Source organism: Pseudomonas sp. TUM25319 (assembly GCF_056388475.1).
The window spans coordinates 5,648,189-5,662,945 of the sequence record NZ_CM150751.1 but is presented as its reverse complement, the minus strand read 5'-3'; the positions used below and the strand labels follow the sequence as shown (position 1 = coordinate 5,662,945).

The 14,757-nt window shown below is 66.3% G+C and carries 6 protein-coding genes; 1 reads left to right on the top strand and 5 read right to left on the bottom strand.

Annotated elements, in window-relative coordinates; translation table 11 throughout:
* Positions 1-111: 111 nt before the first annotated feature.
* The 3 genes from AC05QJ_RS25565 to AC05QJ_RS25555 form a co-directional block, all read right to left on the bottom strand.
* A complete protein-coding gene (locus tag AC05QJ_RS25565; protein ID WP_476744020.1) occupies positions 112-1,236 on the bottom strand; it encodes an OpgC family protein in 1,125 nt (374 codons plus the stop codon).
* A gap of 146 nt (positions 1,237-1,382) precedes the next feature.
* Complete coding sequence (locus AC05QJ_RS25560) at positions 1,383-2,999, bottom strand: FMN-binding glutamate synthase family protein (protein WP_476744019.1); 1,617 nt, start codon at positions 2,997-2,999, stop codon at positions 1,383-1,385.
* An 83-nt stretch (positions 3,000-3,082) separates the two neighbouring features.
* Positions 3,083-7,375, bottom strand: coding sequence for a DEAD/DEAH box helicase (locus tag AC05QJ_RS25555; protein ID WP_476744018.1), 4,293 nt, complete (start codon positions 7,373-7,375; stop codon positions 3,083-3,085).
* A gap of 104 nt (positions 7,376-7,479) precedes the next feature.
* Here AC05QJ_RS25555 and AC05QJ_RS25550 point away from each other — a divergent pair, with 104 nt between their 5' ends.
* On the top strand, positions 7,480-7,878 hold the full coding sequence (locus tag AC05QJ_RS25550; protein WP_476744017.1) for an NUDIX hydrolase: 399 nt from the start codon (positions 7,480-7,482) through the stop codon (positions 7,876-7,878).
* Positions 7,879-8,044: 166 nt separating this feature from the next.
* On the opposite strand, the gene metR is transcribed toward AC05QJ_RS25550, so the two are convergent.
* A complete protein-coding gene (gene metR, locus AC05QJ_RS25545; RefSeq protein ID WP_476744016.1) occupies positions 8,045-8,962 on the bottom strand; it encodes a transcriptional regulator MetR in 918 nt (305 codons plus the stop codon).
* A 123-nt stretch (positions 8,963-9,085) separates the two neighbouring features.
* On the bottom strand, positions 9,086-14,638 hold the full coding sequence (locus AC05QJ_RS25540; protein ID WP_476744015.1) for a dermonecrotic toxin domain-containing protein: 5,553 nt from the start codon (positions 14,636-14,638) through the stop codon (positions 9,086-9,088).
* Between the last annotated feature and the right edge of the window lie 119 nt (positions 14,639-14,757).

Here is a 14,757-nt window from a genome sequence, read left to right as displayed (position 1 = left end):
GTTGGCAGATGTTGGCTGTTTCGCAGGACAGGGCGGGAAAGGGCTGATTTGACTGGAGTAAATGATTCTCCAGATACAAGAAGGGCCGCATTCGCGGCCCTGTTTGTTACCTCACACCGGCTGAGCGGCCGTGATCCGGGTCAAGCGCTTGTTCCAGTCCAGCCACATGGCCAGGCCCATCATCAGGCCCAACCCGGCCAGTGCGGTCAGTACCTGCACCGCCCAGTGGTCGTCGCTCAGCGCGTTGGCCATGTCCGCCAGTGGTGCCAGCAGCACGCCGAAGCAGAACACTTCCAGTGAATAGCGGCCCATGCGGCAACTTTGCCGGGCCAGCCAGCTTTGCACCCAGGGCCCGGTCGGCAGCAGTTTTGCAGTGCAGTAGGCCAGTGCCAGGAAGTGCAACAGGCGAGCCGGCGACAGATTGGTTTTGCTGATGGGGTACAACCATTCCGCCAACACCTTCGGCATCAAGGCGTCATGCACCTCTGGCCAGCGCCACGACAGGGCGATCGCCGCGCACACCAGGCAATAGGCCGCCGCCACCATGAACAGCGGCTGGCGCCGCAGCGGGCGGGTTTGCGCGGGCTGCTCGCGCCGGGAATGGATCGCCACCGCGCCGCCCAAAATGAACAGCAACTGCCAGGCCAGCGGGTTGAAGAACCACACCCCGCCTTCCTGCGCCGCAAGGTTCCACTGGAACATCGGCGCCATCAGGTACAGCGCTGCGGAAAAGCCCACCACATACTCGGCCTTGCGCAGCAGCAACGGCAGCACCAGCGGCAGGCCGAGCAGCAACAGGATGTACAGCGGCAGCGGGTCCATCAGGTTCGGCTTGAAGCGCAGCAGCAACTCGTCCACCAGCGCCTGCTGCGGGTTGCCGAGGAAATAGTAGAGGCCCATTTCCTGGATCATGTCGCGGGTTTCGACGTGGTTGTTGGCGACGAAGACGATGCCCATCAACAGCACCAGCAGGAAGATGTGCACCACATACAGCACCCAGGCGCGGCGCAGGATGCGCACGCAGGCCACCACCCAGCCGTCGCGCAGCGCGATCTTGCCGTAGGCCAGCACCGCCGCGTAGCCAGCGAGGAAGACGAAGATTTCCGCCGCATCGCTGAAACCGAAATTGCGCACCGTGAGGTTGGCCAGCGGGTTGCCGGGGATGTGGTCCCAGAAAATGAAGACCAGCGCCAGCCCCCGGAAAAAGTCGATTCGATGATCGCGCCCGTTAGTCATGATGAAGGCTCTTGGCGAAGGGTGTTTCAGTAGAGGAGCGGTACTGCCGGCCCTCGGTTCCGCGCCGTCGGTGTTTGCCGATCAGCGGCGCGGAGGGTGGGGAGTTTTGCCTGATATTGCAACGGAGGGGTGTTACTGAATGTCTCTCACGCCGCTTCCGCCTGCGCTTCGAAGCTGTCGGCCCGGGCCATGGCCCACATGCGCTGGTAGAACTCGCCGCTCACCTCGCCGTTGAGCAGCTCGCCCGGCTTGAGGAACACGTGCAACTGCGAGAACAGCTTGATCTCGGTCGCCGACATGCGCCGCACCAGGTGCTTGGCCTGCAGTTGCGACGGATGATCGAGGCCGGCGGCGGCGAGCATCTCGGCCAGCGCCTTGAGGGTGTTGCGGTGGAAGTTGAACACCCGCTCGGCCTTGTCCGGCACCACCAGGGCACGCTGGCGCAGGCCGTCCTGGGTGGCGACGCCGGTCGGGCACTTGTTGGTGTGGCAGCTCTGCGACTGGATGCAGCCGATGGCGAACATGAAGCCCCGCGCCGCGTTGGCCCAGTCGGCACCGATGGCCAGCACGCTGGCGATATCGAAGGCGCTGACGATCTTGCCGCTGGCACCGAGCTTGATCTTGTCCCGCAGGTTCAGCCCGACCAAGGTGTTGTGGACGAACAGCAGGCCCTCGCGCAGCGGCACGCCGATATGGTCGGTGAATTCCACAGGCGCTGCGCCGGTGCCGCCTTCCTTGCCGTCGACGACGATGAAGTCGGGCAGGATGCCGGTCTCCAGCATGGCCTTGGCGATGCCCATGAACTCCCACGGATGCCCCAGGCAGAATTTGAAGCCTACCGGCTTGCCGCCGGACAGCTCACGCAACCGGGCGATGAAATGCATCATTTCGATCGGCGTGGAGAAGGCGGTGTGCCGCGACGGCGAAATGCAGTCTTCACCCATCATCACGCCACGGGTCTCGGCAATCTCGCGGGTCACCTTGTGCTTGGGCAGGATGCCCCCGTGGCCGGGCTTGGCGCCCTGGCTCATCTTGATCTCGATCATCCGCACCTGCGGATTGCGCGCCTGCTCGGCAAAGCGCTCGGGATCGAAGCGGCCATCGCTGGTGCGGCACCCGAAATAGCCGCTGCCCAGCTCCCAGGTCAGGTCGCCGCCGTGTTCGCGGTGGTAGGGGCTGATGCTGCCTTCGCCGGTGTCATGGGCGAAATTGCCCAGCTTGGCGCCCAGGTTGAGGGCGCGGATGGCGTTGGCGCTCAGCGAGCCGAAGCTCATTGCCGAAATGTTGAACACCGAGGCCGAATACGGCTGGGTGCACTGCGGCCCGCCAACGATCACACGGAACGCCGTCGGATCGGTCAGCGGCGCCGGGCGCATGGAGTGGCCGATGAACTCGAAACCGGACTGGTACACGTCGATCAGCGTACCGAAGGGCTTGTCCGACTGCTCGTTCTTGGCCCGGGCATAGACCAGCGAACGCTGGGCGCGGGAGAAGGGCAGGGCGTCGCTGTCGGATTCCAGCAGGTACTGGCGGATCTCCGGGCGGATGCCCTCCACCAGGTAACGGATATTGCCGAGGATCGGGTAGTTGCGGCGCACCGCGTGACGCTTCTGCAGCAGGTCGAACACCCCGATCAGGCTCAGCACCCCAGTGGTCAGGGCGAAGGGCCAGAGCCAGTCATGGCGCAGGAAGGGCAGGCAGGCGAGGGTGAACAAAATGCAGGCGACGAAAAAGGCGTAGCGGCTCAGGAGTGACAGGCTCATACGGTTTCCTTTGTATTGGCACGGTCAGGCTGAGAAGCCTGGGCAAGCCCTAAACCATATAGCCGATAGGGAAATGAAGCCAGTCAGGCGCCGCGAATCAACCGCTCCCGCAGCACGCTTTCATCTTCGTCCGCCACCTGCGGCCAGAACTGCACCGCCCCGGCCACCAGCGCCGCTGTCGGCAAGCCATCCCGATACAACAGGCGATTACCCGCCAGGGCCGGCACCTTGGCGCCGGGCAGCAGGCTGCCGCTGAGGTTGAGCGGGTCGCTGCCGCTGACGATCACCAGGCTGCCGTCCAATGGACGGCGGCGCACGTTGCGCAATACGGCGATGGCTTCGGGCAGGGCGAACTGTTCGCCGGCCAGGCCGCTGACGAAGCGCCCCCCACGGATCTCGCCCCGGGCTTCGAGGCGGTGGAAGGTGCGCAGCAGTTCGCGCCAACTGGGCAGCCAGTCGGCCTCGCGCTCCAGCAGGCGCCAGAACACCACGCCGTAGCGGCGCAACAGGGTGCGGGCAATATGTTCGTGGATGGCCTGCGGGTCGTCGTCCGCAGTGGCGCGGCGCAGCAGGCCCCAGCGACCGGCATCGTCCATGCCGCCGAACAGCGGCCCGCGACCGCGCCGGCTGCTGTGGGCCTGACGTTTGCTGGCCGGGGTGATCAGGGCGCGCAGACCGGCGAAGCTGTCGGCGCTGACGAGGCCCGCCGCCACCAGTTCCTGTAGCGCGGTTTCCAGTTCGGTGGGCAACAGGTGGGCATCGTGGCGCAGTTCGTCGAAGAACAGCGCGCCCTGCTGGCTGAGCACACCGTGGACTTTCTGCGCCCTGGGCGACAGCGCATCGAGGATGAAGGGCTCGCCCAGGCCCTGCCATAAGCCCAGGCGACTGCGGGGCAAGAGCACCAGCGGCGTGCTGCGCAGGGTGTTGCTGGCGGCCTTGCCGTTGGGCGCCAGACGCGCCCAGGCGAAGCGCCCGGCGCGACAGGCCTGGTCCAGCCAGCGCGGGCTGTAGTCCTTGAGCCGCGCCGGCAACAGGTCGCTTTCCCAGGCGCCGGCCGCGGCGGCGTAGCCTTCGAACTGCTCCAGCACTTCGCCCAGGGCGGCCTCGCCTTGCAGGCGGCTGTCGCCGGCCAGGTGCTGCCAGTCGAACAGGAAACGCATGAAGTCCTGCAGGCTGACCGGCTCGATTTCCCGGCGCAGGCGCTTGAGGGTGTAGCGGTGGATGCGCGCCAGCAGGTGGCGCTCGCACCATTGCTCGTGGGGCTGGTCGGGATGGAACTGGCCGCGCATCACGTAGCCTTCGCCTTCCAGGCGGGCGAGGGCCTGGAGCACAGTGGCCGGCGACAGGCGCAGCGGTGCGGCGATCTGTTCCGGTGTCAGCGGACCGAAGCCGGAAAGGCGGGCGCGGATCAGTTCCAGCGTGGCGCTGTCCTGGTCCGGCGTTTCGGCAAAGCCCGGCAATGGCAATAGCGCGGGCCGCGGCAGGGCGAGCGGATACACCGCCAGCAGCCCGTTCAGGCGTTCCCGCGCCAGCCACAGGCCGGCATCATCGGCCACCGGCAGTCGGCAGGCGCGACCGCCCTCGGCCAGTTCGGCCAGCCAAAGCGCCCAGCCCGGATTGACGGCGACTTCGTCATCGCTGATCGCCGCCAGGGTCATCAGCGCTTCGTGCATCTCGTCGCGATTGCCCGGTGCAGGCCAGGCTTCTGCGACCACGGCGGCGATGGCATCGCGGTCCAGCGCGCCCAGTTCATCGCCGCTTTGCGGTTCGCTCCAGCGCCGGTTGAGCACCGCCTGGGTGCGCCGCTCTTCCAGCGGGGCGTCGTCGAGGAAGGTGTAGGGCCGGGCGTTGAGGATCGCCGCTGCCAGGGGCGACGGTGCGGGCAGGTCACGGCAGATCAGGCGGATGTCACCGGTTTCGATGCGCCGCAGCAGGGTCAGCCAGCCTTCGGCGTCCATGGCGTCGTGCAGGCAGTCGTCGAGGGTCTGCTCCACCAGCGGGTGATTGGGGACTTCGCGCTCGCCGACGATGTTTTCCAGGCACGCCAGTTGATCGGGGAACACCGCGGCGGTCAGGTCTTCGCTGCGCATGCGCTGGATCTGCGGGGCGATGCGCTTGCCCCCGGCAAAGCGCGGCAGGGCCAGGGCGACGCCGGCGTTCCAGCGCCAGCGCACGCCGAACAGCGGCGCGTCGAGCACTGCCTGGATCAGCACCTGCTCGGCATTGGCCGTGGAGAGGAAGCGCCAGACGTCCTCCAGCGGAAAACTGTGTCCCGCCGACAGCGACAGGATGATCGCGTCTTCGCTGGCTGCTGCCTGCAACTCGAAGTTGAAGGTGCGGCAGAAACGCTTGCGCAGGGCCAGGCCCCAGGCACGGTTGATGCGGCTGCCGAAGGGCGAGTGGATGATCAGCTGGGTACCGCCGGACTCATCGAAGAAGCGCTCCATCACCAGGGTGTCCTGGGACGGCAGCGCGCCCAGCACCTGGCGCGTGCGGCCAAGATAATCCAGCAGTTGCCCGGCGCTGTCGGCCGCGATGCCCAGGGGGCTGGCGAACCAGTCCAGCAGCGGTTGCTCGCGGCCCTGGCTGGCACTCAGGCGCTGGTCGATTTCACCTTGCAGGCGGGCCACGGCGCGGGACAGTTCGTCGCTGCGCCCCGGCGCCTCGCCGAGCCAGAACGGGATGTTCGGCGGCAGGCCCTGGGCGTCCTCGACCCGCACCTTGCCTGGCTCGACCCGCAGGATACGGTAGGAGGCGTTGCCGAGCTGGAAGATGTCGCCGGCGATGCTTTCCACGGCGAAGTCCTCGTTGACGCTGCCGATATTCAGCGCCTGGGGTTCGAGCATCACCGCGTAGTCGGCATTATCGGGAATGGTGCCGCCGCTGGTGAGGGCGGTCAGCTGGCTGCCACGGCGGCCACGCAATTCTCCGCTCACCGCATCGCGGTGCAGGTATGCACCACGTACGCCCTGGCGACCGCTGTAGCCCTCGGCGAGCATGCGCAGCAGCGCCTGGTAGTGGCGTTCGTCCAGCTCTGCATAGGGCTGGGCGCGGCGGAAACAGTCCAGCAAACCCTGCTCCGGCCAGGGCTGGCAACTGACCTCGGCGATGATCTGCTGGGCCAGCACGTCCAGAGGTGCCCGGGGCACCTTCACTTCGTCCAGTTCGCCACGCCGCACGCAGTCGAGCAGGGCGACGCATTCGATCAGGTCGTCGCGGGTGGTGGCGAACAGGCGGCCCTTGGGCGTGCCTTCGACCTGGTGCCCGGAGCGTCCGACCCGTTGCAGGAAGGCGGCGATGGAGCCCGGAGAGCCGACCTGGCAGACCAACTCCACCTCGCCGATATCGATGCCCAGTTCCAGCGAGGCGGTGGCGACCAGCACTTGCAGTTCGCCGCGCTTGAGCCGCTGTTCGGCGTCCAGTCGGGCTTCCTTGGCCAGGCTGCCATGGTGTGCCGCCACCGCCTCGCGTCCCAGGCGTTCGCTCAGGTGCCGGGCCAGGCGTTCGGCCAGGCGCCGGGTATTGACGAACACCAGCGTAGTGCGGTGCTCGCGGGCCAGTTCGGCGAGGCGGTTGTACACCTGTTCCCAGACATCATTGGCCATGACCGCGCCAAGCGGTTGCGGCGGCACCTCGATGGCCAGGTCCCGTTGGCGGGCGTGGCCGATATCGACGATTGCGCAGGGGCGGCCGCTGCCGACCAGAAACTGCGCCACCCGTTCCACGGGGCGCTGGGTGGCGGACAGGCCGATACGTCGCAGGGGACGGCCGCACAGGGCTTCGAGGCGTTCCAGGGTCAGGCTCAGGTGGCTGCCGCGCTTGTTGCCGGCGATGGCGTGGATCTCGTCGACGATCACCGTGTGCACCGTCGCCAGCCCCTTGCGCCCGGACTCCGAGCCGAGCAGCACGTACAGCGATTCCGGTGTGGTCACCAGAATGTGCGGGGCCTGCTTGCGCATCGCCGACCGTTCTTTCTGCGGTGTGTCGCCGGTGCGTACGGCGGTGCGGATGACCGGGGCGGGCAGGCCCGCTTGCACAAGCTCGGCGCTGATGCCCGCCAGCGGATTCTGCAGGTTGATCTGGATATCGTTGGACAGCGCCTTGAGCGGCGAAACGTAGACCACCAGGGTTTCGTCGGGCAACTGGCCGTCGTTGGCCAGGCCCTGCCCGAACAGTTCATCGAGCACGGCGAGAAAGGCAGTGAGGGTCTTGCCCGAGCCGGTGGGGGCGGCCACCAGTAAAGACTGGCCGTCGCGGATCAGCGGCCAGGCCTGCGCCTGCGCGGCGGTCACCGTCGGGAAGCGGCGGCGAAACCAGTGGCGGACGGCCGGGTGGAAGAGCTCCAGAACCGGGTGATCGTGGGCGGGCAGATTCATGCTTCGTTTATGCGTCCTGGGTCGCGTGCTTGCAAGGTGCCACTGGTCAGTTGCCGGGTGGCCGTGGGATCCTTGGCGGCCTTTTTTCGCTGTGAGCTGTCGTCATGAGCAAGACCATCCGCATTGCCGCCGCCCTGTTGATCGACCCGCGCGGCCAGACCCTGCTGGTGCGCAAGCGCGGCACCCGGGCGTTCATGCAGCCGGGTGGCAAGATCGAGGCGGATGAAGCACCGGTAGCCGCGCTGGCGCGGGAGCTGTTCGAGGAACTGGGCCTGCGCATCGATCCGGAGCAGGCAGGTTATCTCGGCAACTTCAGCGCGCCGGCAGCCAATGAGCCGGGCTTCGAGGTGGTGTGCGAGCTATTCCGGGTGCACACCGATGCGGCGGTGCTGCCGGCGGCGGAGATCGAGGAGGCCGTGTGGGTGGATGCCGAGGCAGCGCAGAAGCTGGAGCTGGCGCCGCTGACCCGGGATCTGATCCTGCCGCTGTACCGGGGGGATTGATTGGCACAACACCCGTAGGAGCGGCTTCAGCCGCGATTGGGCGCGTAGCGGCCATAAAACCGGTATCCGGGGTGTATCAGGCTGATCGGGGATTCAGGTTTCACGCCGGCTTCGCCGCCGATCGCGGCTGAAGCCGCTCCCACGAGGTTTCGCCAGGCAATAGTGCTTAGCGTACTGCGCTGACGCCATCGAGGGTCGAGAACGAGGTGTCCTTGGCCGTCAGCAGAAAGTCACGCATGTACGGTGCATCGAGCATGTCGGTGCGCACGGCGGCGTAAAGGGTGGCAAACAAGCCTTTCTCGCCCAGGCGCTTGGCCTTCACGTAGCCCCGCGAGCTGTACTCGTGCAGCGCCCAGTGAGGCATGCCGCAGACGCCGCGGCCGCTGGCCACCAGTTGCATCATCATCACCGTCAGTTCCGCCGTGCGCACTTGCGCAGGCTCGACGTCGGCCGGCTCCAGGAAGCGGGTGAAGATGTCCAGGCGGTCGCGCTCCACCGGGTAGGTGATCAGGGTTTCCGTGGCCAGGTCTTCGGGCACCACGTAGGGCCGGCTTGCCAGCGCGTGCTGGTTGGCCACCGCGAGCATGGCTTCGTAGGTGAACAGCGGCACATAGGTGATGCCGGCGAGGTCAATCGGGTCGGAGGTCACCACCAGATCGAGGTCGCCGCGGGCCAGGGCGGGCAGCGGGGCGAAGGCGAAGCCGGAGGCCAGGTCCAGCTCCACTTCCGGCCAGGCATCGCGGAACTGGTCGATGGTCGGCATCAGCCACTGGAAGCAACTGTGGCATTCGATAGCCATGTGCAGGCGTCCAGCTGTGCCACCGGCCAGGCGGGCGATGTCCCGTTCGGCGCCACGCAGCAGCGGCAGGGTGGCGTCGGCCAGTTGCAGCAGGCGCAAGCCGGCGCTGGTGAAGCGGATCGGCTTGGTCTTGCGCACGAACAGTTGCATGCCCAGCCGTTCTTCCAGTTCCTTGAACTGATGGGACAGCGCCGACTGGGTCAGGTGCAGACGTTCGGCCGCTTCGACCAGGCTGTCGGCCTCGCGCAGGGCGTGCAGGGTTTTCAGGTGGCGGATTTCGAGCACCCGGAACCTCCATGAAGAATTTTTGATAAAGACGGGAATTGGGTGAGTTTGTCTCATGTTGCGCGAAGTGTCGACCTCCGCCATGAGCAGGCCCCGTCCCCTGCCAGGGGACGGGGCCTTGTTTCAGGACTCGAACAGCACCTGGAAGTGCTTGCGGGCCAGCGGCTTGCCGATGTCTCCGCGCCAGATCCGTTCGGCGTTGTCGCCCTGGGTCTGTTGCCATTGCAGGCCCAGGCGGCGTTGCGCGGCCGTCTTCAGGTGTGCCTTGACGAAGTTGTCGAACACCGGTTGGGCGTTGCCATAGTGGAAGTGCGCATACCACAGCGGACGGGCGATGCCTTGGGTGAGGTCGCGAATTTCGTATTCCTGAAGGAAGTCGCTGCGCCCGTCGGGCCGTTTCGGCAGTTCGACCGGCCGCCCGAGACGGATGACTTCGACCGCTTCGACCTGCAGCAGGTAGTCGAGCATCGCCTCACTGGGCGTGTCGCTGGCCAGGGTCTGCCGGATGCGCAACTGGCGTCCGCTTTCCACCAGCATTGCCGCTTTTTCCCGCAGGCGTGTCACAAGCGAAGACTGCGGTTGCCCTTCGGCGATGCGATCGGCACGGATGCGCAACTCGCTGGCTTCGCTGAGCATCAGGTGTTCGAGGTCGACCGGCAGCATGTTCTGCCGGGCGTAGCCCTGAACCTTCTCGCTATAGGCGGCCACTGAATCGAGCCTGGCCTCGGCCTCGGCGGCCAGGCGTGGGTAATCCACGGCAGGCGCTGGCGCGACGGGGTCGGAGCCGGCCTGCAATCGCCAGCGTCCGTTCTCGCCCGGGACGTAGATGTCGGCGCGGTCGTCGAGGCCGTCGACGGTACTGCTGCGCCTCATTTCGCCGCGTTCGCCCTCGGTGCCGGTCAGCAACTGGTTGTCTTCGGTTTCGAACAAGCGTCGGGTCTGCGGTGTGTTTCGCCTGTTGCGGCGCAGGAGCGGGGCTTCGGTGGGCAGCCTGTGTTGCCATTGCTCGGCCAGGTCGCTCAGGCGCTGGAGGGTGTCGAGCAGGGGCTGGACATAGTTCTGGTCAAGGTAGTCGGGGTAGCTGGCATTCCAGGCCAACAGGTTGCGCCGGTAGTTCTGATAGGCCTGAACGCAGGCTTCCAGCACTCGCCGGCGCTGGGCCGGGTTGGCCTGGATCTCGGGGAGGTGTGTCTGGTCGCACATGGCCTGGTTCACGTTGGCGCGTTCCTGGACGATCTGTCGTTGCAGGTAGAACCACGGCAGATCGTCAGCCGTGTCGTAGCGGTTGATGATCTCCAGGTACTGGCCAGCCTTGAGCACGTCCCGGGTCCCGGGCGGGAAGCTGCCCCGGGCGTGTTCTACCCGCTGCCGTGCCTGGGAACGCTGGCTTTGTGCGGTGATGCGCGCATTCCAGGTATCGATGTCGTCGGTAAGGCGGCCCACGCTTTCCAGATGATCCACCAGGCGAATCCGCGCCAGTTTGCGGGCCTGCATCAACTGCACATGCCGGCTGACTTCGGTAGCAGGGGTGCTTCTCGTCTGGGCAACCAGTGCCTCGATGCTGTCCAGCTGATCCACGGCGATGAGTCGGGTGTACTGCAACTCGTTGCACAGGCGATCCACCTGCAGCCAGGCCAGGCGGCTCTGCAGATCCCGGAGACGGGTGCGGTTGTTGCCGCTGCTCAGTTGACCGAGTTCCTGGGCGTCGCTGTAGAGCCGGCCGGCCAGTTCCCGTTCCCTGGCGAAGCGCGGAGTGAGTTCAGACCACAACGTGCGGCGCCGGGCTTCATCGGTCAGGCCATTGAAGCGTTGTTGCAGGTCGTTGGTCTGGCTATTGATCTGCGCCAGTACCGCTGTTTGCTGGTCGACACTACTGCGCAGTGCCAGTTGCCGGCGCAGGGCTCGGTTGGTCCACCAGTTCGGCAGGCGCTGGCGGATGGCTGCCGGCCAGAGCGGGTCGGCGATATCGGCCAGATGGCCAAGTACATTGCCTCCGCCACCGAGCGGACCGAGCACGTTGACGCCGTACAAGGCGCCATGGGTGTCCCAGTTGCCTGCAGCGTCCAGTGCGATCGGTTGCCGATAGGCGTCGCGTCCCTTGCCGATCAGACGCCAGGTGTGGCGGGCGCTGTCGAATTCGACGCGATAGAGCTGGCCGTGGTTGAGAATGAGGTCGCCGCTGGCGTGACGGTAGACGTTCTGGTAGATGCCTTGTGCGGCGGGCGTGAGGCCACCCAGATCGATAGCCTCGAGGCACTCGTAGCCCTCGAAGCGGTCGAGCGCGGTTCGCCCCGGCCTGCCGAGGCTAGGTGTGGGCAGGCGATCGCCCATGAGTCTGGACTGGCGCTGCCGGGTGAGCTGGCGCGCCGACAGTGGCGCGCCTCCCAGGCCGGGCAGCAGATCCATGCCCGCATCGATCAGGCACTGGAAGAGCGTTTCAAGATGGTCCACGCCTTGTCCCGGCGTGCCTTGCAGAAACGCTGCCGTCGCCGCGTTGGCACTGACCCAGGCGTCGTAGAGCGCGATGGCCGTCCCGACCACAGGCACAAGCCCCAGGGCCATCTTGATGTGATTGAAGACCATGCCGCTGGCCAATGCGGCGTTTTCCAGATGCAAGTCCCGTTTTGACAGAGAGGTCGAGCGATGAGCCTCGATCAAGCGGCCCATGTGCGCATTGCGCAGGTGCATGGCCAGCGAGGTGGTGACGGGCCAGGCCGGGCCGACGCCGATGATGCGGTCGTGGTGGGCGACGCAGGCCGCCCTGATGCGACTGCGATGAGCCTCCGGATCACCCGTCAGCGCGCGGTTTGCCAGCCATTTCTCCATGGGTTCGTTGAACGCCAGTCGATACAGCGCCATGCGCGCCTGTTCCAGGTTCTCGTACTGGCGCAGGCATTTGCCATCGGGGCTGTCCGGCAGGTAGAGCAGGGTGATGCCGCTGAGGGCGTCCTGCACGAAGGTCACGCCACTCAGGGTGGTGCCGCGGTCGTGGGTGTCGGGCCCGCCGGCGGTGAGATCGGCCGGCAGCAGCCTGATGTCGTGCCCTTCTGCGCGGAAGGCCTCGGCCGACCGGGCGTCGAGGGCGATGCGCAACAGCGTGTCCCCCGCCGGCGTGAAAAACGTCTGCCGGGCGACCATGGCGTGGATCTGCAGCATCAGCCTTATGGGTTCCAGAACGCATTCATCACGCTGTTCCAGCTCGAACGTGGCGGCGTCGGGCGTGCCGAGCAGGGCCTCGCGGATGCGCGTTTCGTAGCGCCCCGCCAGATCCAGATCGGTCACGAAGCGCTGGATGGCCTTGCTGTCCAGCGCAGCGCGGAGCGTTTCCCGGTCGGCCGCTTCGCCTCCCGAGTACGCCGCTTGCATGAAATGCAGGCGGGTGCGCATATCGTCGGTGATGTTGTCGAGCGCCACCCGGGACAGTTTCACCTGGCTGCGTGCCGCACTGGGCTTGATCACCAGCTTGCTCGGCGTGCCCGGGGCTCCGGAGCCGGCGATCAGCTCTTTCTCGTAGCTGAACGTGTCGGGCAGGTCGAGTGTCACGGTCACATCACTGGTCAGGGCGAACTGTTCACGCAGACGGCTGTTGACCTGACGCTCGGCGTAGCGCTCCCGTGCCGGCAGGTCCTTGTCCATCAGCGCCTGAAAACTGCGTGCCGCCTTGATGTAGGCCGTGAGCAGATCACTCAGGCGCAGGCGCTCTTCGGTGGTCAGCCGGCCCAGCCACTCAGGGCGACCGGTGAGCTGGGCCAGGGTCTCGTGTTGCTCGAGCAGTTGCGACCACGCCAGTTCCCGGGAAGGCGGCACCACGATCTGCAGGGCCAGCAGGGTCTGGCGACGCAGTTCGTCCAGTGCATGGCGGCGTTGTGGTGCCTGGCTGGCGTCCGGGTATTGCTGTTGCAGCTTGAGTGCCGCTTGCTCGCAGTCGAGGAGTTGGCGTTGAAGGCCGAAGGCGAACGGGTCACCTTCGATGGGCGCCAGCAGCACCCGTAGCGCTGTGTCGGCATCGCTCACTTTGAAGAAGCGTCGCTGCAGCGCGTCGACCGACGCGAACCGCATGAGGCCGCCACCGGTACCCGGCAGGTACAGCAAGACCGGGCGTTGCTGGTCAAGCTCGCCCGATTGTCCGGCATGGCAGAACACCACGGCGCCGCTCAGCCCGTGTTCCTGCTGCGGACGATCGGTTTCGCAGCGCTGCAGGGTGATGCTGGCGGCGACCACGTTGCCGTTGCGATCGGCGGCGCGCGGTGCATCGAGAACGGCCTGGAGCAGCGCCTGATCATCGTCATCCAGTTGATCCAGCAGGCGCTGGATCTTCACCTCCGCTTGCAAGGCGGCCATTCGTGCCTGCAACAGCGCGTCCTGCCCGGCCTGGCTTTGCGTGCGCAGCTCGTACAAGTGCTCCCGGTCGAACAGAACCGCTGCGGCCTCATCACTTTTCCGGCTGGCGGCCCTGAGTGCTTCGAGCAACCCGTGGACCGGACTGCCATCGGGCGTGTTCAGTTCGCCCACCAGGGCCTCGAGGGCTTCCCGCTGGCGTTTGACATCGTCCAGGCGAATGCCCGGCGGCACATCCTCGTGCAGGCTGTCGAAACTGTCGCAGGGCGGCGCGGGGGTGGGTTCGGTCAGGTCTGGCTCATCGGAGGGTGGCGCCAGCGAGAAAAACGCGCCGATCTGGCGCCAGGTGTCGAGCTGGTCCGCGACCGCCAAGGGCACTGCATGCTCTATCGCGGGAGCGGGCTGCGGGGCCGACAGTGCGGCCTGGAACAGTTTGCTGCGCAGTGCCTCCATCATGTGCTGGAACGCCACGTCGATGCTGGCGATGGCGTGGGTCACGAGGGAATAGGCGGGGCGCAGCTCATTCCCCAGCCAAGGCCAGAACTGGTGCTGACGCGCCGATACCCAGCGCTTGAGTTCCTCTTCCGAGGCAAAGACTTGCAGCGCCGGCTGGTGAGCGGGCAGATACAGCATCTGTTCGCCTGCCACCTCGCTGTCGCGGGCGATCACCATGGCGCCCTCCAGTCGTGGTTGCAGGGCGGCCGATTGCACCAGTGTCAGGCTTCGCGCCCTGGTCTGCGCTACGCCGGGCTGTGCGGGTTCGAGCAAGGCCAGCAGGACGCCCAGCCGTGTCGCAGTCAGCGAGCCTTGCGCGAAGGCGTATTCGCAGGCTGCGCGGAAATGCAGCCGGTATTGTTCCTGGGCATGGTCGTAGCGGCTGATGCGGGTACCTGGCGCGCGCGCGTGCCAGTAGCCCATCCAGCCGTTCATGAGGTGGTCCTGCAGCCGCAGTTCTTTCAGCGCCTCCAGCAGTTGCAGCGGGCTCAGGCCATGCAGCGCATGGCTCGACGGTACGCCGTAGACCGTGCTGGTGTCGTCGAGATCCGCAGGCAACCCGGGCTGCTGGACCACCTGGGCGCACGCTTGGGTCAGGCTCATGCTCCCGCCGCTGCTGAACAGCAGGCCGGCATTCTCGCTTTCCAGTGCCCATCGTTGCCTGAAGCGTTCGCGGATCAACTGGCGAACGCCTGGCGCGTCGCTCAACAGGCGTTGCATCGTTTGCTGGCTTTCACGCCACCGGACCCGGGCGCGCTGTTGAATGTTCTGGTTGCGTTGAGTGATGTCGAGAGTGCCGATTCCGAAATCGGTTTCGATCAGATCGATGGGCTCTTCGCTCATGGGGGTTCCTCGCTGGAGTCTGGGCTACGGGAGGGCAGCCGTTGTGGACGGACCATTGCAGGTCAGGCGAGGGCGCGAAGGGCGGTAGATAGATATCCGTCTGGCGGGGTTCATGAAAC

Excerpts from the sequence above, each read along its gene's own strand:
- AC05QJ_RS25540 (WP_476744015.1), bottom strand. The coding sequence starts at position 14,638 with ATGAGCGAAGAGCCCATCGATCTGATCGAAACCGATTTCGGAATCGGC.
- AC05QJ_RS25555 (WP_476744018.1), bottom strand. The coding sequence starts at position 7,375 with ATGAATCTGCCCGCCCACGATCACCCGGTTCTGGAGCTCTTCCACCCG.
- AC05QJ_RS25560 (WP_476744019.1), bottom strand. The coding sequence starts at position 2,999 with ATGAGCCTGTCACTCCTGAGCCGCTACGCCTTTTTCGTCGCCTGCATT.
- AC05QJ_RS25550 (WP_476744017.1), top strand. The coding sequence starts at position 7,480 with ATGAGCAAGACCATCCGCATTGCCGCCGCCCTGTTGATCGACCCGCGC.
- AC05QJ_RS25565 (WP_476744020.1), bottom strand. The coding sequence starts at position 1,236 with ATGACTAACGGGCGCGATCATCGAATCGACTTTTTCCGGGGGCTGGCG.